Source organism: Mesorhizobium sp. M0870, assembly GCF_040319775.1.
GTDB lineage: Bacteria > Pseudomonadota > Alphaproteobacteria > Rhizobiales > Rhizobiaceae > Mesorhizobium.
The window spans coordinates 45,566-71,854 of the sequence record NZ_JAMYOI010000014.1 but is presented as its reverse complement, the minus strand read 5'-3'; the positions used below and the strand labels follow the sequence as shown (position 1 = coordinate 71,854).

Below are 26,289 nucleotides of genomic sequence, written 5' to 3'. Positions count from 1 at the left end.
TTGCATTCAGGCGGCGGAGAGGACCAAGACATGCCGGGGCAACACCCGCACAGAGCGGGACGGGCCGTTTCCGGCGGCCATGACGATTCGGGGATTGCTGGCTCCGCCCTGGAAGGCGGGAGCCTGTCCTGGCGCGCCCGCGCGTCGACATTTCTTGCCACCTCCGCGCTCACGGTCCCCTTGGCTGGCGCCGTCGCGCATGCCGAAACCGCTGCTGCCAGCGTCGCCGGACTGTCGCTGAGCGCCATCGAGGTCATGCAGCTTGCCGTGTTCGTCGGCGTGACTGGTGCCGCACTGATATCGGCCATCGTTCTCATCCGCGAAAGAGCCCGCACCTCGGCGGAGAATGTCGAACTCAGGAGCCGCTTGGCCGACATCAACGCGGCGCTCCGCCGTTCGGAGGCGCTGCTCAATCTGCGCGACCAGCGCGTCGTCGTCTGGGCCGCGGAAAACAAGAAGCCCGAGCTCATCGGCACATTGCCCGTCGAAAGCGGCGCTCCCGAGGATAGGGCCGCTTTTCTTGCTTTCGGCCGCTGGCTGATGCCGCGTTCGGCGGCGGCACTCGAACATGCCGTCGCGGGATTGCGCGAAAGGGCCAAACCCTTCGACCTCGTCATCGAATCGCAGGCCGGCGCGCCGCTCGAAGTGCATGGCCGCAAGAGTGCCGCGCATGTGCTCGTGCGTTTCGTCTCGCTCTCGGAGACGCAGCGCAGCCAGGCCAGGCTGAAGATCGAGAACCAGCGGCTGGCCGCCGACCACGACACGATGATCGGCCTGCTCGACGCGATGAACATGCCGGCATGGCTCCGCGGCGAGGATGGCGGGCTGAAGTGGGTCAACCGCGCCTATGCCGATGCCGTCGAAGCCGAAAATGCCGAAGCCGCGGTTCGGGAGAAAAGGGAGTTCCTCGGCGGTCAGGCGCGCGATGCTATTGCCGCCCAGCACAAGACGCATCCGGTTTTCGAGCAGTCGCTGTCCACCGTGATCGAAGGTGACCGCCGTGTGTTCGCGGTCACCGATTTCGCCGGCAGCGATGGCTCGGCCGGCCTTGCCTGCGACACCAGCGCCATTGAGGCCGTTCGCGGCGAATACGAACGGACGGTGCGAAGCCACGCCGACACGCTCGACCAGCTCAACACGGCGGTCGCCATTTTCGACATCGACGAGAAGCTGCGGTTCTTCAATCAGGCCTTCCAGAAGCTTTGGGGGCTGGACGCCGGCTTCCTGCACAGCGCACCCGACAATGCCTTGCTGCTCGACCGGCTGCGCAGCGAAGGCAAGATCGCCGAACAGCCTGAATGGCGCCGCTGGAAGGAAGGCCTGCTCGGCGCCTATCGCGCCGTCGAATCCCAGGAACATTGGTGGCATCTGCCGGATGGCAAGACCATTCGCGTCGTCGCCAATCCGCAGCCCAAGGGCGGCGTGACCTGGGTGTTCGAGAACCTGACCGAGAAGATGGACCTCGAAAGCCGCTACCAGACAGCGGTGCGGGTTCAGGGCGAGACGCTCGACAATCTTGCCGAAGGCGTGGCGGTGTTCGGACCCGACGGCAGGCTCCGGCTGTCGAATCCTGCCTTTGCCACTCTCTGGGGATTGAGCGGTGAAGCGGCCAAGCCCAGCGTCCATGTGTCGGCGATACGTGACCTCTGCGACCGGCAGGCCGCGGACAGCCCCTGGCCCAGCTTCGTTGCCGCCATCACCGGCTTTGACGACGAGCGCCGCGACCGCCACGGACAGACCGAGCTCAACAACGGCAATGTGCTGAGTTACGCCATGATCCCGCTGCCCAACGGGCAGGTGATGATGACCTTCGTCGACGTTACCGACAGCGTCCATGTCGAGCGGGCGCTGAAGGACAAGAACGAGGCGCTGCAAAAATCCGACCAGCTCAAGAATGAATTCGTCCAGCACGTCTCCTATGAACTGCGCTCGCCGCTGACCAACATCATCGGCTTCACCGAACTCCTGTCGCAGCCCACGACCGGTCCGCTGTCGCAGAAGCAGCGCGAATATGTCGAGCATGTCAGCTCGTCCTCCTCGGTCCTGCTCACCATCGTCAACGATATCCTCGACCTGGCGACGGTGGACGCCGGCATCATGCAGCTCGACATTTCCGAGGTGCAGGTCGATCGCACCATCGCCGCTGCGGCCGAGTTGGTGGCCGACCGGCTGGAAGAGCATTCGATCAGTCTCCAGGTGGACGCCGTTGCGGCGCCGAAGACGTTCCATGGCGATGAGGTCCGCGTCCGCCAGATCCTCTACAATCTGCTCAGCAACGCCGCCAATTACGCCCCGGAAGCCAGCATCATCCGGCTCACTTGCCGCCATCTGGCGGATGGGGTGGAATTCTCGGTTCATGACGACGGCCCCGGCATGCCGCCGGATGTGCTTGATTCGGTGTTCCGCCGTTTCGAGCCGCGCGCCAATGGCGGCCGCCGGCGCGGCGCCGGCCTCGGCCTGTCGATCGTCAAGAGCTTCGTCGAGCTGCATGGCGGCAGCGTTCGCATCGAAACCGGCAAGGACAAGGGCACGACCGTCATCTGCACCTTTCCAGACATGCCGGGCATCCGCGCCGCGGCCGAGTAGCGCGTTCGATGACCGGACTGGTGCTGGAGCGATTACTCGCCGACGAGACCCACACAGCGCGGCTGGGCGAAGATCTGGCGCTGTCGCTGCGCCCGGGCGACGTGATTGCCCTCAAGGGCGATCTGGGCGCCGGCAAGTCGACGCTGGCGCGGGCCTTGATCAGGACCCTGGCCGACGATGCCGGCCTCGACGTTCCGAGTCCGACCTTCACATTGGTGCAGAGCTACGACACCCGCATTCCGGTCCATCATTTCGATCTCTACCGCCTGTCCTCGGCGGACGAGCTCGATGAGCTTGGGTTCGACGAAGCCCTGGCGCAGGGTGCTGCTTTGGTCGAATGGCCGGAACGGGCGGAAGCCCATCTGCCGAAAACCACGATCCTGATAGAGCTCGTCCAGCATGGCGACGGCCGGCTGGCGCGATTGTCAGGGCAGGGTGATGCCTTCGATCGGGCGGCACGGTCGCTGGCCATGCGCGACTTTCTCGTGAACGCCGGCTGGGGGGAAGCGCAGCGCCGCCATTTCATCGGCGATGCCTCGGCCCGCTCCTATGAGATCGTTTCGCTGCCGGACCGAAAGCCGCAAGTGCTGATGAACTCACCACGGCTGGTGCTCGGCCCGCCGGTTCGCGACGGCAAGCCCTATGCAGAGATCGCGCACACCGCCCAGTCGGTCTCCGCCTTCGTAGCCATCGACCGCGCCTTGAAAGCGGGTGGGGTCAGCGTTCCGGAAATCCATGCCGAGGACCAGGAGCAGGGATTTTTGCTGCTCGAACATCTCGGTTCCGAGGGGTTTCTCGGCGGCGATGGCCAGCCGGTGGCCGAGCGCTACATGGCGGCGGCCGAGCTGCTGGCCATGATGCATGGCAGGACCTGGCCGCAGCGCCTGGAAACAGGACACGGCGGCTTCCACGATGTGCCGCCTTTCGACCGCGATGCCATGATGATCGAAGCCGATCTGCTGGTCGACTGGTATGTACCGGCGATATCGGGCGACCCGGCAAGTGACAGCTTGCGCGCCGGTTACCACAAGCAATGGAACGCGCTCCTCGACCGGCTGCAAGGCCGCGAGTACACGCTGATGCTGCGCGATTTCCATTCACCCAACATCATCTGGCGCGGTGATCGTTCCGGCCATGACCGGCTGGGCATCGTCGATTTCCAGGATGCGCTGATCGGCCCGTCCGCCTATGACGTCGCTTCGCTTGCCATGGACGCTCGTGTTACGATGTCGCCCGAGCTCGAGAGAGCGGCGCTCGACGCCTATGTCGCCGCGCGCCACGCAGCCGGTGCTTTCGACGAAGCAAGCTTCCTCGAAACCTACGCCGTCATGGCGGCGCAGCGGAATTCCAAGATCCTCGGCATCTTCGTCCGTCTCGAAAAGCGCGACGGCAAGCCCTATTATCTGAAACACCTGCCGCGCATCTGCGATTATCTGCGCCGGGCCTTGTCTCATCCGGCGCTGGCAAGCCTGCGCGAGTTCTACGACGCCCACGGTTTGCTGGAGGAGCGAGCGCTGTGACAGCAGGACCCGACACCGCCATCGTACTCGCAGCCGGGCTTGGCAAACGCATGCGGCCGATTACCGACACCATCCCCAAGCCGCTGGTCAGGATAGCCGGCAAGACGTTGCTCGACTGGAGCCTCGACAGCCTGGCCGCCGCCGGCGTCGGCAAGGCGGTCGTCAACGTCCACTACTTTCCCGAACAGATCGTCGCCCATGTCACTGCCCGCCGCGCGCCAAACATCGTCATTTCCGACGAGAGCGAACAACTGCTCGATTCCGCCGGCGGCATCGTCAAGGCGTTGCGGGAACTGGGCGATCAGCCCTTCTACATCCTCAACGCCGACACGTTCTGGATCGATGACGGTCCTCTGAATCTCCAGCGCCTCGCCCTTGCATGGGACGCGGCGAAAATGGATATTCTGCTGATGCTGGCGGATCTCCAACAGGCGACCGGACACTGCGGCAGCACCGATTTCCTGGTGGCGCCGGATGGCGGCTTGCGGCGTTCGAAAGGCGACCCGGCGGGGCTGATCTATGCCGGGGCGGCGATCGTCCATCCGCGCCTGTTCGAGGGTGCACCGGCCGGGCCGCACTCGCTCAACGCCTATTTCGATTCCGCCATCGCGGCCGGCCGCCTGTTCGGCATGCCGATGCATGGCCACTGGATCACCGTCGGCACGCCCGATGCCGTACCGCTCGCGGAAGCGGCGGTCGCCGGTGCGCTCATCGAGTCGCAATGAGCGGCTCCAGCCGCGTTTTCTCGATCCCGCCCGGAGCGCCGTTTCTGCCGACGCTTGCCGAGGCGCTGCTTGCCGGCCGTCTTGTCCCGGGGTTTCGATTTGACGGCGACCCGCTCGCTTTGGCCGATGTCACCATCTATGTGCCGACACGCCGTGCTGCGCGCGCTCTGCGGGGTGTCTTCGTCGACAGCCTGGCGGCACGCGGCGGCGGCGGCTCGGCGATCCTGCCGGTCATCCGGCCACTGGGCGAGTTCGACGAGGATGAGGCCGCATTCGAGACGGAGGCATCGGCGGCCATCGATCTCGCGCCGCCGATTTCGGCAACCGAACGCCTGTTGCTGCTGACGCCGCTGGTTCGGGCCTGGAAACGCCGGCTGCCGGCGCATGTCGCCGCCCTTTTCGCCGAGGAGATCGTCATCCCGGCTTCCACCGCCGACGCAATCTGGCTGGCGCGCGATCTCGCCCGGCTGATGGACGAGATCGAGACGGAAGGCACCGACTGGGCCAAGCTCACAGATCTGGTGACCGGCAATCTTGCCGGATGGTGGCAGGTGACGCTCGAATTCCTCGGCATCGTCACCGAAGCCTGGCCGAAATTCCTCGCGGAAAGCGACCGCTCCAATCCGGCCGCGCATCGCAGTGCGCTGATCCGCGCCGAGGCGGCGCGGCTGCTGCGCAATCCGCCCGCCGGCCCCGTTATCGCCGCGGGCTCGACCGGCTCGATACCCGCCACGGCCGAACTGCTTGCCGCCATCGCCGGCCTGCCCGGCGGCGCCATCGTGCTGCCCGGCCTCGACCGTACGCTGGACGAAGCGTCGTTCCAGGCAATCGCCGCGCCAGGCGCGCGTCCAGCCGTGCTCGGCCACCCGCAATATGGCCTGGCCAGATTGATCGCCAAGGTCGGCGGGCTGCGCGGTGACGTCGACGAGCTCGGCGTGGCCGAGCCGCGTCTGGCGCTCCGCGCCGCTCTTGTCGGCGAAGCGCTGCGGCCGGCCGAGACCACCGAACTCTGGGCCGAGACACGTGCGGGCTTCCCGGCCTCCGATATGGCCGGCGCCTTCGCCGGGGTGACCTTGCTCGAAGCTGCAAGCGAACGTGATGAAGCCGTCGCCATCGCCGTCGCGCTCAAGCGCGCGGTTGAACAGCCCGGCCAAAGGGCGGCTCTCGTCACCGGCGACCGCGCGCTGGCGCGGCGCGTCTCGATCGAGCTCCAGCGCTTCGGCGTCGCCGCCGACGATTCCGGTGGCACGCCGCTCGCCAACACCCCCGCGGCCAGCCTGCTCAGGCTGGCGCTCGAGGCATTATTCAGGCCAGGCGATCCGGTCGGCCTGCTGTCGCTGCTCAAGCATCCGCTGCTTGGCCTTGGCCTCGAACGGGCCGATGTGCGCCACGCGGCGGAACTGGTCGAGCTGGTGGCGCTGCGCGGCGGCACCGGCCGCCCCGACATCGTTTCGCTGCCGGAACTGTTTGAGGCCCGCCTCACCGGCCTGGGCGGCGGCAGCCGGCAGCCCTTCTGGTTTTCCCGGCTGACCGTGCGCTCCATCGAAACCGCCCGGAATTTGCTTGAACGTCTCAAGCAGGCGCTGGCGCCGCTCGCAGCCTTCCGCGGCCGGGACGATGCCGACCTTGCCGCGCTTGTCAGGGCCAGTGTCGCCATCCTCGAAAATCTCGGCCGCACCGTCGATGGCGGCCTTGCCGAACTCTATGCCGGTGACGCCGGCGAGAAGCTTGCCGAACTGCTGCGCGGGCTGGTCGCGGCTTCGGCTTCGCTATCCTTCGCGGCGACCGAGTGGCCCGATATCATGGCGGCGCTGATCGCGCCTGAAACGGTCAAGCCGGCACACGGCACCGACCGGAACATCGCCATCTGGGGCGCGCTGGAAGCGCGCTTGCAGACCGTCGATACGCTGGTCATCGGCGGGCTCAACGAGGGCGTGTGGCCGCGCAAGCCAGAGAGCGACCGCTTCATGTCGCGGCTGATGAAGACCGGCATCGACCTCGAACCGCCGGAACGGCGCATCGGCCTTGCCGCGCATGATTTCCAGATGGCCATGGGGGCTGGGAAGGTCGTGCTGTCCCGCTCGGCGCGTGCCGGCGACGCACCCGCCGTGCCATCACGCTGGCTGCAGCGGCTGTTGACCTTCATCGGCAACGATCAGGCAGCAGAGTTGCGCCGGCGTGGCGACGAACTGCTCGCCTGGGCGCGCGCGCTGGATACAGGCCCAAGGCAGGATTTCGCGCCACGGCCGCAGCCGAAGCCGCCCTTGTCGGTGCGCCCGACGCATTTCTCGGTCACCGAGATCGAGACCCTGCGCCGTGACCCCTACGCCGTCTATGCAAGACGCATCCTCGGCCTGATGCCGCTCGGTCCGGTCATTCGCGATCCTGGTGCGGCCGAGCGCGGCACGCTGTTTCACGCCATCCTGCACCTGTTCTCAGGCAGCGTCGCCGATCCGCGCGCGCCCGATGCGCTTGCCGGCCTTATCGCCGCCGGTCACGCCTGCTTTGCCGAAGCCGCCCTTCCTGCCGATGTCGAGGCGGTGTGGTGGCCACGTTTCGAGAAACTCGCCGCAAACATCATCGAGTGGGAGCGCACGCGCGCCGATGCGGTGACAAGGCGCCATGCCGAGGAGCGCGCCGGAAAGACCGTCGTCGGCCAGTCCGGCGTGACGCTGTCCGGCTACGCCGACCGCGTCGATCTGCTGGCCGGCGGCATGGCCGACATACTGGATTACAAGACGGGGTCCTCGCCGTCCAAGGCGCAGGCGCACACACTGCTTGCGCCGCAACTGGCGTTGGAGGGCGCGCTGCTCAGGCGCGGCGCCTTCAAGGATCTGGGCGCGCGCGAGCCCTCTCAACTGGCCTTCATCAGGCTGAAGCCGAATGGCGAGGTGTTCGAGGAATCCATCCTCGAACACAATCGCCAGCCGCGGACCGCGACCGATCTTGCCGAAGAGGCCTGGGCGCGGCTGGAAAAGCTGTTGATCCACTATGCCGATCCTGCGACGGGTTATCTGTCGCGCGCGCTGCCGTTCCGCGAAGGCGAGACCGATGGCGACTACGACCATCTTGCCCGCGTGCTCGAATGGTCGGCAGGCGGCGATGCCGGTGACGAGGGAGGGGAGGCATGAAAAAGGCCTATCCGATCCCCAGCGACACCGCGACCAGCCAGGCCCGCGCCGCCGATCCCGGCAATTCCGCCTGGGTGTCGGCGAATGCCGGATCCGGCAAGACCCATGTGCTGGCCCAGCGCGTCATCCGGCTGCTGCTGCGCGGCACCGATCCGTCAAAGATACTGTGCCTGACCTATACGCGTGCCGCCGCCGCCAACATGTCGAACCGGGTGTTCTCGACGCTGTCGGAGTGGACGACGCTTGGTGACGCGGACCTTGCGGCAAAGGTCGAGGCGCTGGAGGGCCGCCGGCCCGATCTCGAGACCATGCGCCGGGCGCGGCGCCTGTTTGCTGAGGCGCTTGAAACGCCTGGCGGGCTGAAGATCCAGACCATCCACGCCTTCTGCGAATCGGTGCTGCACCAGTTCCCGCTGGAAGCCAATATCCCGGCCCATTTCGAGATGCTCGACGGCCAGATGGAGGCATCGCTTTTTGCCGCGGCGCGCCGCGAGATGATTTCGGGCACATCCGCCGGTGACAGGGATCTGGCCGAGGCTTTTGCCGCCATTCTCGATCGGGGCGGCGAAGCCGGGCTAGACGCCTTGCTGGGTGAGATCGTGCGCAAGCGCGACGGCTTGCGCAATTTCATCGACGCCGTCGGGCGTGACGGCACGCGCTTCCAGGCCCTGTTCGACGAATTCCATTTCCACCCAGGCCAGACGGCCGAGGGCATAGCCGCTTCGGTATGGCCGTTGCCGGGTTTCCTGCCCGACTATTTTGCCGGCTTCGCCCACGCAGCCGAGGCCACCGACGCCAGATCGGTGCTGAACAACATCTTGCCCTATGCGCGGCAGGCTTTCGCCGAGGGCGATCCCATTCGGCGCCTGCAACTGCTCGCGCGAGCCTTCCTCAAGACGGATGGCGACGCCTACGACCCGGCAAAGGCCTTCAAGAAGGCCCTGGTCGACCGGCTGCCGGATCTGGCGGAGCGCTATCTCTCGGCCGCCAACGCCATCGTCGAAACCACCGACCGGCTGGCCCTGTTCCGGATGCTGGAGGGCACAGCTGCCGCGCTGACCATCGCCGACTGGCTGATCGCCCGCTACGAAATGCTGAAGCGCAGCCGCGGCTTTCTCGATTTCAACGACCTGATCACCCGCACCGTCAACCTGCTGGCGCGACCAGACGCCGGCCCCTGGGTGCAGTACAAGCTCGACCAAGGCATCGACCATATCCTGCTCGACGAGGCGCAGGACACCAGTCCGGACCAATGGGAAGTGGTGAAACGGCTGGCGGAAGAATTCTTTGCCGGCTTTGGCGCGCGCGACAGGGTCCATCGCACGGTCTTCGCCGTCGGCGACGAGAAGCAGTCGATCTATTCGTTCCAGGGTGCCGCCCCGGACTCCTTCGCCGACAGCCGGCTGTTGTTCGCGGGACGAGTGCGCGACGCAAAGGCGTCCTTTGCCGACCTCAAGCTGACCTGGTCGTTCCGCTCGACCGACGATGTTCTGACCGCGGTCGACCGCGTCTTTGCCGACGCGAGGGTGCGGCGCGGCATCAGCCATGATCCCGATCCGCTGCGCCACCAGGCGATCCGCACCGACGCACCGGGCTATGTCGAGGTGTGGCCGTCAGTCGGCGCCGATGTCGTCGATGAGCCCGACGACTGGACGCAAGCCATCGACCATGCGCACGCGCCGGCGGTGCGCGTGGCCGAGAACGTCGCCGCCACCATAGCCGGCTGGATCGGCACCGGTGAGATCATCGAGGGTCGCGGCAAGCGGCTGCGGCCGGGCGATGTCCTGGTGCTGGTGCGCAAGCGCGATCGCTTCGTCCATGCGCTGACCCGCGCACTCAAACGCCGCGACATTCCGGTCGCCGGCGCCGACCGGCTGAGCCTGCCCGGGCACATCGCGGTCAAGGACCTGATTGCGCTCGGTCACCTCCTCATCCAGCCGCAGGACGACCTGTCGCTCGCCGCGGTGCTGCGCAGCCCGATCTTCGATCTGCCGGAAGAGACGCTTTTCACGCTCGCCGCGCAGAGGCCGGCTGGCCTGTCGTTGATCGCATCGCTGCGCCAGCACGCCGGCGAAAGCGAGAGAATGGCGAAGATCGTCGCTCAGGTCGACATCTGGACGAACGAGGCCGCCTTCAAACCGGTGTTCGAGTTTTACGCTTGCCTGCTGGCGCGCGATGGCGTGCGCCGCAAGATGATCGCGCGGCTTGGGCCCGAAGCCGGCGACATTCTCGACGAGTTCCTGAGCTTCTGCCTTGCCGAGGAGCGGACCGGCCTGCCGGGGCTGGAAGCCTTCCTGTCGACGCTGGAAAACGCCGGTCCCGAGATCAAGCGGGAGATGGACCAGACCCGCGACGAGGTCCGGGTCATGACCGTGCACGCTGCCAAGGGGCTGGAAGCGCCGGTCGTGTTCCTGGTCGATGGCGGTTCCGCCCCGTTCAGCGACCAGCATTTGCCGCGCCTGATGCCCTTCGACGGCTCCGGCGCGAACTGGGACGGCAAGGGCTATCTCTGGCGCTCGGCCAGCGACGTCGCCAACGGCTTTTCCAAAGCAGCGGCAGCGCGGGCACGGGAACTCGCCGACGACGAATACCGCCGGCTGCTCTATGTCGGCATGACCCGTGCCGAGGACCGGCTGATCGTCTGCGGCTATCACGGCAAGCGGGCGCCGAACGCCGGCACCTGGCACTCGATCGTCAGCCGCGCGCTGATCGGCGCGCCGGAAAGCGAACAGCGTGCGCATCCCGCCGGCGGCGAGCCGGTGCATCGTTTCCATGTCACCAAGCTGCCGCCGGTCGCACAGGCTTCCAGCGAGCAGGCGCGGCGGACGGATGCTTTCGGACCTTTGCCGGCGACTTTGTTCCGGCCCTTGCCGCCCTTCGAGGATCTGCCGCGTCCGCTGTCGCCATCCGGTGTCTCGGCGCTGATAGACGAAGGCAAGGAAGCTGTGGTCGACAAGACGTCTCCGGTGCTGGACGCCGATGCCGAGCCGGGCTTTGCCGTGCTGCGGGGGCTTGCCCTGCACAAACTGCTGCAGATGTTGCCCGGCATTGCGGAGCCTGACCGCTCGGACGCCGCCGAGCGCTATCTCGCACGAACGGGTGCTGATTGGCCTCCGTCAGAGCGTAAAAAGGCCCTGGCGTCGGTCACGTCAATCCTTGCCGATCCCGGCTTCGGTCAGCTGTTTGCACCGTCGTCGCGCGCCGAGGTCGCGATCATGGGCAGCCTGGAGGTCAAGGGCAAGAAGCGCTCGATTTCCGGCAAGATCGACCGGCTGGCGGTGACATCGGACAGTGTGTCGATCGTCGACTACAAGACCAATCGGCCGGCGCCCGGCTCTCTGGCCGAGGTTACGCCGGCCTATGTCCTGCAGCTCGCGCTCTATCGCGCCTTGCTGCAACCGCTCTATCCCGGCCGCATGGTCAAGGCGGCCTTGCTGTTCACCGAGGCGCCACGGCTGATCGAACTGCCGGCCAGCGCCATGGACGACGCTCTTGCTCGACTCACGCGAGCGTGACACAACACCTGCTTGAAGAAGGGCGCGATCGCCACCACATTTGGTGGTACAAAAACTTTCAAAAGGATTTTTCCATATGGCAACCGTGAAGGTCGACAAGAGCAACTTCCAGGCTGACGTGCTTGACGCCAGCGTACCGGTCGTCGTCGATTTCTGGGCGGAATGGTGCGGCCCCTGCAAGCAGATCGCTCCGGCGCTCGAAGACATCGCCACCGAACTCGGCGCCAAGGTCAAGATCGCCAAGCTGAACATCGACGAGAATCCCGAGCTTGCCGCCCAGTTCGGCGTGCGCTCGATCCCGACGCTGATGATCTTCAAGGGCGGCGAAATGGCCGACATGAAGGTCGGTGCGGCGCCGAAGACCGCGCTGTCGCACTGGATCAATGGCAACCTCGCCTGACCTATCTGAAATTCCTGATATCAAGCCCGGCCTCGCGCCGGGCTTTTTGTTGGCGTCATTGGTAACAGGCTCTGGCCCTCACATCCGGGCAATCCATGTCTTCTGTTGGCAGCGCAAGCAGGGAGAAATGATATGACCGGATCCGCCAAGGCCACCGTCTTCATCGACAATGAGCGCGTCATCGTCACCGAATACCGCTTCCAGCCCGGCGACAATACTGGCTGGCATCGCCATGGCCATGACTATGTCGTGGTGCCGCTGATGGACGGCAAGGTGAAGCTGGTGACCAAGGATGGCGAGAACTTCGCCGAGATGAAGAAGGGCGCACCCTATTTCCGCAAGGAAGGCGTCGAGCACGACGTGATCAGCGCCAATGAGGGTGAATACGCCTTCATCGAGATCGAGCTGAAGTGATGGCGTGCCATCATCTGCCATCTTGATGGCAGGGGCAGGAAAGGCTATATCTTTTCAAAAGGGAGTTTGAAATGGCCGAACCCCAGCTTTCCGTCCGCAGCGCAAAAGCACGTGATCTTGCGCATCGACTCGCTCGTCGCGAAAACCGCTCAATAGCTGATATCGTCGAACGCGCGCTTGAATCCTATGAGATTCGCGAGGCCGGGCGAGAACCGGCATCCGCCTTCTACTCCCGCCTGACGGCAAGCGTTGGCGTCGACATCGATCTGGAAAAAATCATCCGGGAAAACCGCAAGGTCCATACAGGGCCGGAGCTTTGATTTTCGTCGACACCAATGTGATTTCTGAGAGCCTTGGAAAGGCGCCTGACGCGGCTGTCATGGCTTGGCTGGTTCGCAACGATACCGAACTGGCGCTTCCCACGGTGGCGATTGCCGAAATCGCTTTCGGTATCCAAAAGATACGACCTGACGAGCGTGCCGATCGCCTGGAGCAAGGTCTCTCCCAATGGCGCCATCGCTTTGCCGGTCGCATTTTTGGGCTGACGGAGGAGGCGGCTCTGGCTTATGGCGAGATTATGGGAACGGCGACGCGCAAGGGCCGGGGCATGTCGGCACCCGATGGCATGATTGCAGCGATAGCGCGCGTGAATGGCGGTCGGCTGGCAACGCGTAACCTGAACGACTTCGGCCCGGCCAACCTCGAGCTGATCTCACCTTGGGATTTCTAATGCATGTCGCCCAAAAGTGATCTCTGTTTTGGGAAGACGACATGCATAAAAACAATGGCCTAAAGCGGGTCACCTGAATCCGTTCAGACGCGACACGCGTTAGGGCGTTTCACCGTTTCACGGAAAAGGAGGAATGCTCTACCAATCGGCGATGCGGTCGCCGCCGGCGAACTGTGCGCTTTTGCCGGTGTATTCGAACAGCTCGATCTTCACGCCGTTGGGATCGCGGATCCACGCCTGGAAAGTGTCGTCGCAGGCGTGCTTCTTGGCCGTGACGTCGATGCCCTTCGATTTGATGTGATCGATCGCAGCATCGATGTTTTCCACCTCGAGGCAGAAATGGTTGATCTGGTTCTGCTCGGTGTAGGCCGTGCCGTCCTTCTGGAACACCTCGATGTGGCTGCGCCCGCCGCAATTGAGGTAGAACCCGAAAATGTTGCCGTCGCGCAGGAAATTGAACTGCGTATCCAGGCCCAGCACGTCGCGATAGAAGCTTCGCGTTGCCTCCAGGTCATGCGCGAAGATGCAGACGTGAGCGAGCTGCTTGACCTTGATCATGACGGGTTCCTCGCAACTCCGACCTCAGGTCGGCGGAGTGCCGTTCTCGGCCAGCACCGCGCCGGTCAGATACAACGAACCGCTGATCAGGATGCGTGGCGCCGGGCCGTCCCAGGTGTCGCGCAGCAGCATCAGCGCGCTGGCGACGGAACTCACCGGCTCGGCGGTCAGCCCGGCTTCCGTCGCGCGGATCGCCAGTTCGTCATTAGGCACGCCGGCCTCGCTGAGGCTCACCGGCACCGTGTAGACATGCCGGGCGAGGCCCTTGAAGGCACGGAAATAGCCGCTCTGGTCCTTGGTGTTGATCATGCCCGAGATGAGGAACAGCGGACGCGGGTTCTTCTCTTCCTGCTCGGCCAACGCTTCGGCAACCACCACGCCGGCGCCCGGATTGTGGCCACCGTCGAGCCAGATGTCGGCGCCCTTGGGTGCCAGTTCGGCCAGCCGGCCCTGCATCAGCTTCTGCATGCGGCCGGGCCAGGCGACATTGATCATCGCCTTTTCGGCGGCGCGATGGCTGATCTCGAAACCGGCCGCCTTGACCGCGGCGATCGCCGCCGCCGCATTGGCGAACTGGTGGCGTCCGGGCAGCCTGGGCGGCGGCAGGTCCATCAAGCCGTCTTCGTCCTGGTAGACCATGCGGCCGTTTTCCTCGAAGGCAAGGAAATCCTGGCCGTAGACGAAGGTGGGGCATTCAAGCCGCTCGGCGGTTTCGATCAGCACCTGCAGCGCCGTCTCGCTCTCCTGCGCGCCGATGACCACCGGACAGCCGGGCTTGATGATGCCGGCCTTTTCGGCCGCGATCAGTTCGACACGGTCGCCGAGATAGGCCTCGTGGTCGAGCGACACCGGCATGATCACCGACACGGCGGGCTCCTTGACGACATTGGTCGCGTCGAAGCGGCCGCCGAGCCCGACCTCGATGATGGCGGCGTCGGCCTGGTGTTCGGAAAACAAGAGGAAGGTGACTGCGGTGAGAATCTCGAAGACGGTGATCTTCTCGCCCTCATTAGCCCTGGCGGCACGGGCAATAGCATCGGCGAAAACCCTGTCTTCGACCAGCCTGCCGCCGCCATCGGCGGCCAGCCGGTAACGCTCATGCCAGTTGACCAGATGCGGCGAGGTATGGACATGGACGCGGTAGTCCGCGGCCTCGAGCAGGGCGCGCGAAAAGGCGGCGCACGAGCCTTTGCCGTTGGTGCCGGCGATGTGGATGACCGGGGGCAGCCGATCCTGCGGATTGTCAAGCCGCTCCAGCAGCCGCGAAATGCGGTCGAGCGAAAGGTCGAAGCCTTTCGGATGAAGTGCCATCAGGGCTTCGATTTCGCGGTCGGCGGCAAGCGTCGTCATGGGTAGAATCCTAGCGCATGAGCCTGAAAACCAGAATCGTTTCGGATGGCCATGGCAATCAAAAGCTACAGCGCGCCGAAGCCCTCGTGCAATCGCGGTCGCGGCGCCTCGTGTCGCTTCAGGCTTGCGGCCGAGCTTCCGCGGCGACCGCCGCCGGCGGCAGGATTTCCGGCTCCAGCGGCTTTTGCTCCTCCGGCAGCTTGAGCAGCATCTTGAGCAGCCGCGATATGGTTTCGCGCAGCTCCAGCCGCGACACCACCATGTCGACCATGCCGTGCTCCATCAGATATTCGGAGCGCTGGAAGCCGTCGGGCAATTTCTCGCGGATCGTCTGTTCGATGACGCGCGGTCCGGCAAAGCCGATCAGCGCGCCGGGCTCGGCAATGTGCACGTCGCCCAGCATGGCGTAGGAGGCGGTCACGCCGCCCGTGGTCGGGTTGGTCAAAACGACGATATAGGGCAGGCCGGCTTCCTTCAGCCGGTCGACACCGATCGTTGTCCGCGGCAATTGCATCAGGGACAAAATACCTTCCTGCATGCGGGCGCCGCCGGAAGCGGCGAACAGGATCAGCGGCCGCTTGCGCTGCAGGGCCACTTCGAAGCCATGCACGATGGCGTCGCCGGCAGCCATGCCGAGCGAGCCGCCCATGAAGGCGAAGTCCTGCACCGTGACCACCACCGGCAGACCCTCGACGGTGCCCAGCGCATTGATGATCGCGTCCTCAAGGCCGGTCTTGGCCTTGGCGTCCTTCAACCGGTCGACATAGCGCTTCTCGTCGCGGAATTTCAGCGGATCCTGCATCACCTTGGGGTTGTCCAGGGTCTCGTATTTGCCGCCATCGAAGAAGAATCTCAGCCGCTCCTTGGCCGAAATCTTCATATGATGGCCGGACGAGGGAATGACGAACTGGTTGGATTCCAGGTCCTTGTGGAACACCATCTCGCCGGTCTCCGGATCCTTGATCCAGAGGTTCTCGGGCATGTCGGTGCGCCGGCCGAGCATCGAATTGATCTTCGGGCGAACGTAATTGGTGATCCAGTTCATCGCTTCGGCTCCTGTCCTGACGAAGAGTTAGTGCATGTCGCCTAAAAGTGGAAACCGGTTTTGGGATAACGACATGCGCAAAAGCTGAGGTAGGAGAACTATTCGGCAGCAGCAAGGCGGGCCGAACGCACGCCTTGCGCAAGGCCGCTGACCAGCGTGGCGACGGCTTCGGCCGGATCGGCGGTCTTTTCGCCCTTCGGTCCCAGCACATTGGCTACCGCATTGACGATCGCGGTGCCGACGACCACGCCGTCGGCATTGGCGCCGATCACCCGGGCCTGCTCGGCGGTCTTGACGCCGAAGCCGACGCAGACCGGCAGGTCGGTATGGCCCTTGATGCGCTTGACCGCCGCCGCCACCTTGCCGGTGTCGGCCAGCGCCGAGCCGGTGATGCCGGTCATCGAGACGTAATAGACGAAGCCCGACGTGTTCTGCAGCACCTTGGGCAGGCGCTTGTCGTCGGTGGTGGGTGTGGCCAGCCGGATGAAATTGATGCCGGCTTTCAGCGCCGGAATGCACAGTTCCTCGTCCATCTCCGGAGGCAGGTCGACGACGATCAGCCCGTCGATGCCGCTGGCGATCGCGTCCTTGAGGAAGCGGTCGACGCCATAGATGTAGATCGGATTGTAGTAGCCCATCAGCACGATCGGCGTCTCATTGTCGCCGGTCCGGAAGTCGGCTGCCATCTTCAGCGTCTTGACCAGCGTCTGGCCGCCTTTCAGCGCCCTGAGACCCGCCGCCTGGATTGCCGGGCCGTCGGCCATCGGATCGGAGAACGGCATGCCGAGCTCGATGATGTCGGCGCCAGCCTTGGGCAGTGCCTTCATGATCGACAAAGAGGTGTCGTAGTCCGGGTCGCCGCCCATGAAATAGGTGACGAGCGCCGGGCGGCCTTCGGCTTTCAGTTTTGCCATGCGGCGGTCGATGCGGGTCACCATGATCAGATCTCCATGCCCAGCATCGAAGCCACCGTGTGCACGTCCTTGTCGCCACGGCCGGACAGGTTGACGATGACGATCTGGTCCTTGTCCATGGCGGGCACGATCTTCACCGCATGCGCAATGGCATGCGCGGATTCCAGCGCCGGGATGATGCCTTCGACGCGCGTCGTCAGCTTGAAGGCCTCCAGCGCTTCGTCGTCGAGGATCGGCACATATTCGACGCGGCCTGAATCACGCAGCCACGAGTGCTCCGGGCCGACACCAGGGTAATCGAGGCCGGCCGAGATCGAATGGCCATCCATGATCTGGCCGTCAGAGTTCTGCAGGAGATAGGTACGGTTGCCGTGCAGCACGCCGGGCGCGCCGGCATTCATCGACGCGCAATGCTCGATGCCGTCGAGACCGCGCCCGCCGGCTTCGATGCCGATGATGCGGACATCCTTGTCGTCGAGGAACGGATGAAACAGGCCGATGGCGTTGGAGCCGCCGCCGACAGCGGCGATGATCGTGTCCGGCAGCCGGCCCTCCTGTTCGAGGATCTGCGCCCGCGCCTCGATGCCGATCACCGACTGGAAATCGCGCACCAGCTCCGGATAGGGATGCGGGCCCGCAGCGGTGCCGATCAAGTAATAGGTGTCCTCGACATTGGTCACCCAGTCGCGCAACGCCTCGTTCATGGCGTCCTTCAGCGTGCCGTGACCGGCGGTCACCGGCCGCACTTCGGCGCCGAGCAGCTTCATGCGGAAGACATTGGGGCTTTGCCGGGCGACGTCGGTGGCGCCCATATAGACGACGCAGGGAAAGCCGAAGCGGGCCGCGACCGTGGCCGACGCCACGCCGTGCTGGCCGGCGCCGGTCTCGGCGATGATGCGCTTCTTGCCCATGCGCTTGGCCAGCAGGATCTGGCCGAGGCAATTGTTGATCTTGTGCGAACCGGTATGGTTCAGATCCTCGCGCTTGAAATAGACCTTTGCGCCGCCGAGATGCTTCGTGAGGCCTTCGGCGAAATAAAGCTTCGACGGCCGTCCGGCATAGTGGGTCGACAGGTCAGTCAGCTCGGCCCTGAAATCCGCATCGTTCTTGACCTCGTTCCAGTGCCGCTCCAGATCGAGGATCAGCGGCATCAGCGTTTCGGCAACGAAACGACCGCCGAAAATGCCGAACATGCCCTGTTCGTCGGGTCCGGTGCGGAAGGAATTGGGTGTCGCCGGCTTGTTCATCGCCGATCTCCTGGCTTGTCGTTTACAGCACGCTCAGGCTGCGCGGGTGTTCCGCGCGGCCCTGACGGCCCGGAAAAACTGTTCGATCAGCGCCGGATCCTTGATGCCCGGCGCGCTTTCCACGCCTGAGGAAATGTCTATTCCGGGCGGGTCGGCAAGCCGAAGGGCATCGCCGATATTGGCGGCGTTGAGCCCACCGGAAAGCATGTAATCGACGCTGCCGTCAAGGCCGGCGAGGATGTGCCAGTCGAAGGCCACGCCGTTGCCGCCCGGCAGTTGCGAGCCTTTCGGCGGCTTGGCGTCGAACAGGAACCGGTCGGCTATGCCGATGAACGGCTTTATCCGTTCGAGATCGGCGGCCTCGCTGAGCGGCAGCGCCTTCATCACCGGCAGGCCATAGCGGGCTTTGACCTCGGCGACGCGCTCGGGCGTTTCCGCACCATGCAGCTGCAGCATGTCAGGCTGCATTTTGGCAACGATTTCATCAAGGAAGGCGTCGCTGGTATCTACGGTGACGGCAACCGCCATCGCCTTGCCGCGCGCAGTCTCGCGCAGACGGCCAGCCTCGGCAGGTTCGACATAGCGCGGGCTTTTGGCGAAGAAGATAAACCCGACATGGCTGGCGCCGCCGGCCAGCGCCGCGGCCATTGCCCCGTCGGTCTTCAAGCCGCAGATCTTGATGTCGAGTGCCATGGCGCGGGAATTGGCATGAAAAGCGAAAAGAGTCGAGAAAAAGCATGCTGTTTGCCGACACGGCCAAAGGCGCTACCTATGGATGAACAGGACACGGCGGGAGCACGATCATGACCGACAGGACAATTGCCGAACTCAGGCAGAAGGTCGCGCAGGCGCGCGAGGTCATCGCGCACCTGATCGACAAGGCTGCCTTCAACGGCGCCGAAGCGCACCGGGCGCTCGACTATTTCGGCGGCGATGAATTCGACGGCAATTTCCTGCCGTGGCCGCATCATGGCGATGAGGGGTTGCGGCCGGAAGAGCTTAATGCGGCGAATGACGACTGAATTTCGTCATCCTAGGGCGGAGCGACGCGAAGCGGAGCGCAGACCCTAGGATCCATGCCGTGACATCCACCGAAGGATGCGGCGGTGGAGAATGAACGCGTTGCTGAAATGGTCGTTTTGTTCTGGCGGATATCCGAGACCTGCACCGTTGCGGCGCTCGTGCGTCACGGCATGGATCCCAGGGTCTGCGCCGCGTCGCTTCGCTCCTTGCTCCGCCCTAGGATGACGACGTTGGAGATAGCTTCGCCAATCTCCAACGGTCGCGCGAGTAGCCTACTGCGCTCGACGTGCCGCTCGGCTGCCGCCTACTCGAACATGATCGCCTGCAGCGCACCGCCATTGCGCTTCAGCCAGTCCTTGCAGCGATCGGTGTCGGGGCAGAGCTTTTCGCACAATTTCCAGAATTTCGGACCATGGTTCATCTCCTTGAGATGCGCCACTTCATGCGCGACGAGATAGTTGATGACCGGCGACGGCGCCATCATGATGCGCCAGGAGAAGGACAGATTGCCTTCGGAGGTGCAGGAGCCCCAGCGGCTCGACGTGTCCTTGAAGCGGACGGCCTTGGCGCGTTTGCCCAACGCCTGGGTGTGCTTGAGCACCAGCTTCTCGATGTCCTTCTTGGCCTCGCGCTTGAGGAAGTCGGCGATGCGGCGCGGTAGGTGTATGCGATCGCCGTGCACGATCAGCAGCGGGCCGCGCTCATCGCTCGACACCGTCACGGTCCCGCGCTTTGATGGCTCATGGACGATGCGGTGCGCCACGCCACGCACCGGGATCCTGATGCCGGGCCGCACCTGCGGCCGCGTCGGCACCTTGGCCAGTCGCTGCTCCAGCCAGTCCTGGTGCCGCTCGAGGAACCTGTCCACCTCGCCGCGGCGCAGGCCTGGCGGCACGGTGATGCGCAGACCCTGACCGCCTGAATCGATGCGCAGCGTCATTCGGCGCGCCCTGGCGCTCTCGACGATCTTGAGCGGCAGCGTGCGGCCGGCGACGCAATATTCGCGTTCCACGACAGGCGTGGGCTTGGGCTTTGTCAGATTGCGAAAGAAGCCGAGAGTCATGGCGGGACGATACGCGATTCGAGAAAAACGACTAGAACAAAAAAGAAACGGCGCCGCTCGCGCGACGCCGTCGTCATACCTTGGCCTGTCCTACAGAGCCGCGCGTCCTCTGGGACGCGCAAAGGACGCTGTAGCACTTTAAGTTGGCGCATGATCCTTTCCGAAAACCGGTTCCGATTTTCGGGGTCATGCGTCGGGCCTCAGTCGTCAAGCAGGTTCGAACCCTTGCCACGCTTGGTGGTCGTCGTTCCGGCGCCCGGATCGGTCTTCGTCGGAGCCGTCGACTTGTTGCGGTTGGCCATGAACCGGTCGAACTCGTCCTGATCCTTGGCGCGGCGCAATTCGCGGGCATACTCGTCGAACTGGGTCAGCATCTCGTCGAGCTTGCGACGCTCTTCGTTCAGGCGCTCCAGTTCCTTTTCGCGCCAGTCGTCGAAAGCGACGTTGCCGGTGCGGGCGGAGCCATTGCCCCAGCGCGCGGCCTTGTCGGAACCGCGGCGGCATCCGGCGAAGATGCCGTCGGTCGCGCGGTTGACGTCACGCTTGAAGCCATCGAGGCGGTCGCCCCAGATGATGTAGGCGAGCATGGCGAAGCCGAGTGGCCAGAACACCATGAAACCCACAACCATCAACGCGATGGTTGCCGGCGTCCAGGCCGGACGGATCAATGCGGATGTGTTCATTTTCTCCCATTCCTTCGGTTGGAGACAGCCAAACCCGGCTGCGTGGAATCGAAATGGGAAGAGAAAAACGGCGATTCAAGACAATGTCCGCCAAATCCGGACAAGCATCTGAAATGATTATCGCTTTTTGATCATATCGAGGAAAAGCACGACCAGCCCGGCAATCAGGCCCCAGAATGCGGCGCCAACGCCGAACAGCGTCAGACCCGACGCGGTGACGACAAAGGTGACGGTGGCGGCCATGCGATCCGCCTCTTCCTTCAGCGCGATAGACAGCGCGTTGGCGAGCGACGCCATCAGCGCCAGGCCTGCCACCAGCACGATCAGGCTCTGCGGCAGCACCGCGAAGATCGCCACCAGCGAAGCGCCGAAAATCGCAAAGATGAGATAGGCGAGCGCATAGAACGGGCCGGTCTTCCAGCGCTCGGCGGGATCGGGGTGGACGTCCGGCCCGGTGCAGATCGCCGCCGAGATCGCCGCCAGATTGGTCGTCGAGCCGCCGAACGGCGCCGAGAGCAGCGAAAACAGGCCCGTGACACCGATCAGCGGGCCGGGCTCCGGGTGATAGCCGGCGGCGCGCAGCACGGCGAGGCCGGACAGGTTTTGCGACGCCATGGTGACGAGATAGAGCGGCAGTGCCAGGCCGATCACCGCCTTGGTGGTGAAGTCAGGCGCAATCAGCGTCAGCGTCGACAGTTCCGGTGTCGGCAGGCCACCGACACGGCCGGTGAGGAAAGCGGCGAGGCCACCGCCGATCAGAACCGCCAGCACCGACAGCGCCGGGTTGAACAGCCTGATAACGAAGAAGACGGCGATCAGCGGCAGGATCAGCCACGGGTCGATCGGAATGGTCTTCACCGCATTGAGCGCGAAGGTGACGACGATGCCGGCCAGCATGCCCGAGGCGACGGAGGGCGGTATCCTCGAGATCAGCTTGGTCAGGGGCCGAAACAGCCCTGTGGCGATCAGAAGGACGCCGGTGACGATGAAGGCGGCGACGGCCTCGCTCATCGAAAAGCCGCTCGATGCCGCGATCAGCGCCAGGCCCGGCGTCGACCAGGCGGTGATGACAGGCATTTTCGTGCGCCATGACAGCCACAGGCTCTCGATCGCCATGGCCAGGCAGATCGTCGTCACCCAGCTTGCCGTCTCGATCTGCGTCGCACCGACTGCGGTGGCGGCTGCGATGACGATGGCCAGCGTGCCGCCGAAGCCGACGATCGCCGCGACGAAGGCGGATATCGGGATGGAAAGGCGCATCAGTTTCCCCTCTGCGCCATCGCATCGACGGCCCGCACCAGCATGTCGAGATCTTGGGGTCGCGACAAGCGATGGTCGCCGTCGGGGATCAATGACAGTGTCACGTCGTCGGCGGGCAGCAAGCTGACCAGCTTCAGTGCGTGGCTTGCAGGCACGTCCGCATCGGCCAGGCCCTGCAGGATGTGCACCGGGCAATGGGTGTCGATCGGGCCTGTCATAACCCGGTTGTAGCGCCCGTCCTCGATCAGGGCGCGGGTGTAGATGTAGGGTTCCGTGGAATAGTCCGACGGCTCTTCGAAGAAACCTTTTTTGGCGAGATCGCGCTTCTGCGCCTTGGTCAGCACCGGTTCGACCAGGTCGGCGGTGAAATCCGGGGCTGGCGCCAGCAGCACCATGCCGGCGACGTTGCTATCGCCTGCCTTGCGCAATTCCTGCACCATGCGCAGCGCGATCCAGGCGCCCATCGAGGAGCCGACCAGGATCTGGCTGCCCCGGGTGAAATGCCGGAACACGGCAAGGCTCTGCGCAAGCCATGTCGAAATCGTGCCGTCGGCAAAGGCGCCGCCGGATTCGCCATGGCCAGAATAATCGTGGCGCAGGAAGGCGCGGCCTTCTTTCGCCGCCCAGTCCGTCAGCGTCTGCGCCTTCGTGCCCAGCATGTCCGACTTGTAGCCGCCGAGCCAGACGATGCCTGGCGCAGAGCCAGCAGTATGGCGCACCGCGATGCGCGATCCATCTACATCCAGAAAGATTGGGGGCGTAGCAGTCATGGCTTTTCCTCAACGCGGGTCTTGTGACACAGCCGGTGGCGTGGCGAAAAGTGCTCACGATGTTGTTTGTTTGGTGCAGAGCAGCGATCAGGGTGATTTTCTGTCAATGCTGTGCTATTGACTCCGCCCGCGCGCTCACCACATTGCGCGTCCACGCATCAACACTGACGAACCTGAACGAAACGGCCAAGGAGACCACGACCATTCGCAGACCTTTCAAAGCAGCGGCGCCGACCAAGGATGGCCCGCGCTCCAACCGTGACATCCGGGTTCCCCGGGTCCAGCTTATCGACGCCGATGGCCAGAACCGCGGCGATATTTCCATCAACGATGCGTTGCTGCTCGCCGAAGAGGCTGGGCTCGATCTCGTCGAGATATCGCCCAATGCGGTGCCCCCCGTCGTCAAGATCCTCGATCTCGGCAAGTTGAAATACGCCAACCAGAAGAAGGCGGCCGAGGCGCGCAAGAACCAGAAGGTCATCGAGATCAAGGAGATCAAGATGCGCCCGAACATCGACAGCCATGACTACGAGACCAAGATGAAGGCGGTTCGCCGCTTCTTCGAGGAAGGCGACAAGGTCAAGCTGACGCTGCGCTTCCGTGGCCGCGAGATGGCGCATATGGAACTCGGCATGCAGCTTCTGAACAAGGTCCGCGAGGAAGTGGCGACGATTGCCAAGGTCGAAGCGGAACCGAAGCTCGAAGGCCGCCAGATGATGATGGTGCTGTCGCCGCGCTAGAGCGATCCCCGTCAAAAGCAAAGGCCGCTTCGGCGGCTTTTGTTTTGTTTTGCCTCCGCCATGATTTCTCCGCAAGTTGCTTCGACAAGGATTCTGGTTGCCGGTCCTCGCGGCGAAAGGATTCTCCCATGACCGCTGCGGCACGTTCTACAAGTGAAATGGGTCGCTATCAGCGGCGCCGGCGCGTCCTGCTGGCGCTGCTAATCGGCGCTTTTTGCGCTTTGCTGATCTTCGGCGGCTCCCCGCACGATGAACTGACCCACGAACGCATAGAGGCGCACGGGATCGCCCTGATACTGATCGGAATCGGCGGCCGGCTCTGGTCGATCCTCTATATCGGCGGCCGCAAGTCGGCCGAAGTGGTTGCAACCGGCCCATATTCGGTGATGCGCAACCCGCTGTATTTTTTCTCCACCGTAGCGGCCGTCGGCATCGGCACCCAGACCGGCAGCGCGATCGTCGCGGTAGCGTCGGCGGTTTTGTGCGCGGCCGCGTTCCACATCGTCACGCTGCGCGAGGAACGGCATTTGACGACCGTGCTCGGGGCGCCGTACAAGGACTACGTTGCACGGGTGCCGCGTTTTTTTCCCAATCCCCGGCTTTATCGCGATCAGGCCGAGGTCACCTTCACACCGCGCATCTTCAATCACACGCTGCGCGACGGCTTGATGTTTCTGGTTTCCATACCGTTTTTCGAACTCATCGAGTCCGGACAGGAAAGCGGTGTAATTCCCGTCCTCTTCTGGCTGTATTGAGCTGCGGTAGGCAGTCAAAAGAGGCGACATGCATTAAATCCGCCTGAATTATCCTGCAAGCCGTCCCAACGATCGGCGGGGCCCTGTTTTCTTGGCCAGAAGCTGCGATCGCCGGCAAGTTTTTCGACGATCGGATTCCGCCATGGTCAATGAAATCAAGTCTGCGCCCGTCGAGGCACACGGGCTGGGCAACTACCAGCATATGCGCCGCATGGTGCTTGCGGTGCTGGTGGTGGTGCTGTTTCTGGCACTGCTGTTCGGCCAATCGACGTTTCCGCCTGAAACCTGGGTGCATGAGTCGATCGAAATGTTCGGCGTGCTGCTGATTTTCCTCGGCATCGTCGGGCGCCTTTGGGCGACGCTCTACATAGGCGGGCGCAAATCTTCCGAGGTGGTGACCGGCGGGCCTTACTCGATCACCCGCAACCCACTTTATGTGTTCTCGACCGTGGCCGCGGCGGGCGTCGGCGCCCAGATCGGCTCGTTCTCCGGCATCATCCTCTTTGCGCTGCTGTGCGCGGGTGCCTTCCACATCGTCATCCTGCGCGAAGAGAAGTTCCTCAAGGAAGCGCTCGGCGCGCCGTACCAGGCCTATCTGGAGAAGGTGCCGCGCTTCTTCCCGAAGCTGTCGCTCTACCAGGAGGGCGATACGGGCAGCTTCAAGCCCCGCCTGTTGCTGACCACGCTGCTCGACGGCCTGGTCTTCCTCGTCGCCCTGCCGGCCTTCGAGCTGATAGACGGAGCCCAGCTGTCAGGCATGTTGCCGGTCTGGTTCACGCTGCCCTGACCAAGGACACAGCGCCGCATCTCCACAGGTGTTGCACGCGGGCCGTCTTTGACGTATAGCACCGCCGTTCAAGAAAACCGCCCGGCAGGGCATGCCGTGGCGGTTTCATTTGCTTTTCGGGCTTTGGTCGGCCCGAAGCGAACAAGAAGCGCGATAGTGCGCCAACAATACGGAGTAGCAAAATGCCCAAGATGAAGACCAAATCGGCCGCCAAGAAGCGGTTCAAGATCACAGGTACGGGTAAAGTCCTGTCGGCTGCGGCCGGCAAGCGTCACGGCATGATCAAGCGTTCCAACAAGTTCATTCGAAATGCCCGCGGCACGATGGTTCTGGCTGAACCGGATGGCAAGAAGGTCATCAAGAATTTTCTGCCGAACGGTCTCTAGGGAATGATGCCAAAAAGTTGCAGACTTTTTGGAAAACATCATTCGCCAAAATAAGATCATTCGGTCCGGACACGCATTTGTTTTACGCAATTCCGAACGGAAAACCGCAAGGCACTTTTCCTGGAATTGCTTTTAAGGAGATCATGACATGGCACGCGTAAAAAGAGGCGTCACTTCGCACGCCAAGCACAAGAAGGTCCTGAAAGCCGCCAAAGGCTTCTACGGCCGCCGCAAGAACACCATCCGCATCGCCAAGCAGGCGGTGGAAAAGTCGATGCAGTACGCGTATCGCGACCGCAAGAACCGCAAGCGCTCGTTCCGCGCGCTGTGGATCCAGCGCATCAACGCCGCGACGCACGAGCATGGCCTGACCTATGGCCGCTTCATCGACGGCCTCAACAAGTCGGGCATCGAGATCGACCGCAAGATCCTGTCGGACATGGCCATCCATGAGCCGCAGGCTTTCGCAGCCCTGGTCGCCAAGGCCAAGGTGGCGCTCGAATATCTGAAGAACACCACGCCGAACGCTTTTGAAAGCGCTGTCGCCTAAGACCAGCGCTTCCCAAGCATTCGCAATTCTGATTTGGGGAACCCGCGCTGGCACGGCTGGCGCGGGTTTTTCTTTTGCCTGAACTTTCAACTTAAAAGTGACTTTCACTTTGAGCTGATTTCCAACGTAGCGAGTTT

Annotated in this window: 25 protein-coding genes; 15 read left to right on the top strand and 10 right to left on the bottom strand. The window is 63.9% G+C overall.

All coding sequences use genetic code 11. The features are described from left to right. Positions 1 to 30 precede the first annotated feature (30 nt). The 9 genes from NKH97_RS18350 (at position 31) to NKH97_RS18310 (ending at position 13,021) form a co-directional block, all read left to right on the top strand. Positions 31 to 2,586 (top strand): sensor histidine kinase, encoded by a 2,556-nt coding sequence (locus NKH97_RS18350; RefSeq protein WP_023810628.1) that lies wholly within the window; start codon positions 31 to 33, stop codon positions 2,584 to 2,586. Positions 2,587 to 2,594: 8 nt separating this feature from the next. After that, positions 2,595 to 4,106, top strand: a complete 1,512-nt coding sequence (tsaE, locus tag NKH97_RS18345; protein WP_352798327.1) for a tRNA (adenosine(37)-N6)-threonylcarbamoyltransferase complex ATPase subunit type 1 TsaE — start codon at positions 2,595 to 2,597, stop codon at positions 4,104 to 4,106. After that, positions 4,103 to 4,831, top strand: a complete 729-nt coding sequence (locus NKH97_RS18340; protein ID WP_023810626.1) for a nucleotidyltransferase family protein — start codon at positions 4,103 to 4,105, stop codon at positions 4,829 to 4,831. The genes tsaE and NKH97_RS18340 overlap by 4 nt, the downstream gene beginning before the upstream one ends. Continuing rightward, entirely contained in the window at positions 4,828 to 7,962 is a 3,135-nt protein-coding gene (gene addB / locus NKH97_RS18335) for a double-strand break repair protein AddB (RefSeq protein WP_352773858.1), read from the top strand. The genes NKH97_RS18340 and addB overlap by 4 nt, the downstream gene beginning before the upstream one ends. After that, complete coding sequence (addA, locus tag NKH97_RS18330; protein ID WP_352798324.1) at positions 7,959 to 11,477, top strand: double-strand break repair helicase AddA; 3,519 nt, start codon at positions 7,959 to 7,961, stop codon at positions 11,475 to 11,477. Before addB ends, addA begins: the two co-directional genes overlap by 4 nt. Positions 11,478 to 11,553: 76 nt before the next feature. Then, complete coding sequence (trxA, locus tag NKH97_RS18325; protein ID WP_352440514.1) at positions 11,554 to 11,877, top strand: thioredoxin; 324 nt, start codon at positions 11,554 to 11,556, stop codon at positions 11,875 to 11,877. 132 nt (positions 11,878 to 12,009) lie between these two features. Beyond that, positions 12,010 to 12,291 carry a cupin domain-containing protein gene (locus NKH97_RS18320; RefSeq protein WP_023810622.1) on the top strand — a complete coding sequence of 94 codons (282 nt, stop codon included), beginning with the start codon at positions 12,010 to 12,012 and terminating at the stop codon, positions 12,289 to 12,291. 71 nt (positions 12,292 to 12,362) lie between these two features. After that, positions 12,363 to 12,611 (top strand): plasmid stabilization protein, encoded by a 249-nt coding sequence (locus NKH97_RS18315; protein WP_352440513.1) that lies wholly within the window; start codon positions 12,363 to 12,365, stop codon positions 12,609 to 12,611. Further along, positions 12,608 to 13,021, top strand: coding sequence for a type II toxin-antitoxin system VapC family toxin (locus NKH97_RS18310; RefSeq protein ID WP_352440512.1), 414 nt, complete (start codon positions 12,608 to 12,610; stop codon positions 13,019 to 13,021). The genes NKH97_RS18315 and NKH97_RS18310 overlap by 4 nt, the downstream gene beginning before the upstream one ends. A gap of 138 nt (positions 13,022 to 13,159) precedes the next feature. Here NKH97_RS18310 and NKH97_RS18305 read toward each other — a convergent pair whose 3' ends face one another. The 6 genes from NKH97_RS18305 to NKH97_RS18280 all read right to left on the bottom strand — a co-directional run bounded on the left by NKH97_RS18305 (position 13,160) and on the right by NKH97_RS18280 (position 18,828). Continuing rightward, positions 13,160 to 13,579 carry a VOC family protein gene (locus NKH97_RS18305; protein WP_352753072.1) on the bottom strand — a complete coding sequence of 140 codons (420 nt, stop codon included), beginning with the start codon at positions 13,577 to 13,579 and terminating at the stop codon, positions 13,160 to 13,162. Between the two features lie 24 nt (positions 13,580 to 13,603). Then, a complete protein-coding gene (locus tag NKH97_RS18300) occupies positions 13,604 to 14,929 on the bottom strand; it encodes a bifunctional folylpolyglutamate synthase/dihydrofolate synthase (protein ID WP_352440510.1) in 1,326 nt (441 codons plus the stop codon). Positions 14,930 to 15,047: 118 nt separating this feature from the next. Further along, the gene (gene accD / locus NKH97_RS18295) at positions 15,048 to 15,974 is read right to left on the bottom strand and encodes an acetyl-CoA carboxylase, carboxyltransferase subunit beta (protein ID WP_023810617.1); all 927 of its coding nucleotides are present in this window, start codon (positions 15,972 to 15,974) and stop codon (positions 15,048 to 15,050) included. A 98-nt stretch (positions 15,975 to 16,072) separates the two neighbouring features. After that, positions 16,073 to 16,912 (bottom strand): tryptophan synthase subunit alpha, encoded by an 840-nt coding sequence (gene trpA, locus NKH97_RS18290; RefSeq protein WP_352611037.1) that lies wholly within the window; start codon positions 16,910 to 16,912, stop codon positions 16,073 to 16,075. A 2-nt stretch (positions 16,913 to 16,914) separates the two neighbouring features. Next, on the bottom strand, positions 16,915 to 18,135 hold the full coding sequence (gene trpB, locus NKH97_RS18285) for a tryptophan synthase subunit beta (protein WP_023810615.1): 1,221 nt from the start codon (positions 18,133 to 18,135) through the stop codon (positions 16,915 to 16,917). Between the two features lie 33 nt (positions 18,136 to 18,168). Continuing rightward, a complete protein-coding gene (locus NKH97_RS18280; RefSeq protein WP_352798319.1) occupies positions 18,169 to 18,828 on the bottom strand; it encodes a phosphoribosylanthranilate isomerase in 660 nt (219 codons plus the stop codon). 110 nt (positions 18,829 to 18,938) lie between these two features. On the opposite strand from NKH97_RS18280, the gene NKH97_RS18275 reads away from it, so the two are divergent. Then, complete coding sequence (locus NKH97_RS18275; RefSeq protein WP_352798317.1) at positions 18,939 to 19,157, top strand: hypothetical protein; 219 nt, start codon at positions 18,939 to 18,941, stop codon at positions 19,155 to 19,157. A 305-nt stretch (positions 19,158 to 19,462) separates the two neighbouring features. On the opposite strand, the gene NKH97_RS18270 is transcribed toward NKH97_RS18275, so the two are convergent. The 4 genes from NKH97_RS18270 to NKH97_RS18255 form a co-directional block, all read right to left on the bottom strand. Then, entirely contained in the window at positions 19,463 to 20,221 is a 759-nt protein-coding gene (locus tag NKH97_RS18270; protein ID WP_352611041.1) for a M48 family metallopeptidase, read from the bottom strand. A gap of 200 nt (positions 20,222 to 20,421) precedes the next feature. Beyond that, the gene (locus NKH97_RS18265) at positions 20,422 to 20,904 is read right to left on the bottom strand and encodes a DUF2852 domain-containing protein (RefSeq protein ID WP_023810611.1); all 483 of its coding nucleotides are present in this window, start codon (positions 20,902 to 20,904) and stop codon (positions 20,422 to 20,424) included. Between the two features lie 117 nt (positions 20,905 to 21,021). After that, positions 21,022 to 22,164 carry a benzoate/H(+) symporter BenE family transporter gene (locus NKH97_RS18260; RefSeq protein WP_352798314.1) on the bottom strand — a complete coding sequence of 381 codons (1,143 nt, stop codon included), beginning with the start codon at positions 22,162 to 22,164 and terminating at the stop codon, positions 21,022 to 21,024. Further along, positions 22,164 to 22,934 (bottom strand): alpha/beta hydrolase, encoded by a 771-nt coding sequence (locus tag NKH97_RS18255; RefSeq protein ID WP_023810609.1) that lies wholly within the window; start codon positions 22,932 to 22,934, stop codon positions 22,164 to 22,166. Before NKH97_RS18255 ends, NKH97_RS18260 begins: the two co-directional genes overlap by 1 nt. A 203-nt stretch (positions 22,935 to 23,137) precedes the next feature. Here NKH97_RS18255 and infC point away from each other — a divergent pair, with 203 nt between their 5' ends. The 5 genes from infC (at position 23,138) to rplT (ending at position 26,152) form a co-directional block, all read left to right on the top strand. Then, positions 23,138 to 23,674 carry a translation initiation factor IF-3 gene (gene infC, locus NKH97_RS18250; RefSeq protein WP_023810608.1) on the top strand — a complete coding sequence of 179 codons (537 nt, stop codon included), beginning with the start codon at positions 23,138 to 23,140 and terminating at the stop codon, positions 23,672 to 23,674. A gap of 128 nt (positions 23,675 to 23,802) precedes the next feature. Further along, entirely contained in the window at positions 23,803 to 24,429 is a 627-nt protein-coding gene (locus tag NKH97_RS18245) for a methyltransferase family protein (protein ID WP_023810607.1), read from the top strand. Between the two features lie 142 nt (positions 24,430 to 24,571). Beyond that, entirely contained in the window at positions 24,572 to 25,216 is a 645-nt protein-coding gene (locus tag NKH97_RS18240; RefSeq protein ID WP_023810606.1) for a methyltransferase family protein, read from the top strand. 182 nt (positions 25,217 to 25,398) lie between these two features. Continuing rightward, a complete protein-coding gene (gene rpmI, locus NKH97_RS18235; protein WP_006201248.1) occupies positions 25,399 to 25,602 on the top strand; it encodes a 50S ribosomal protein L35 in 204 nt (67 codons plus the stop codon). A gap of 148 nt (positions 25,603 to 25,750) precedes the next feature. After that, positions 25,751 to 26,152, top strand: coding sequence for a 50S ribosomal protein L20 (gene rplT, locus NKH97_RS18230; RefSeq protein WP_023672281.1), 402 nt, complete (start codon positions 25,751 to 25,753; stop codon positions 26,150 to 26,152). Positions 26,153 to 26,289: the final 137 nt, after the last annotated feature.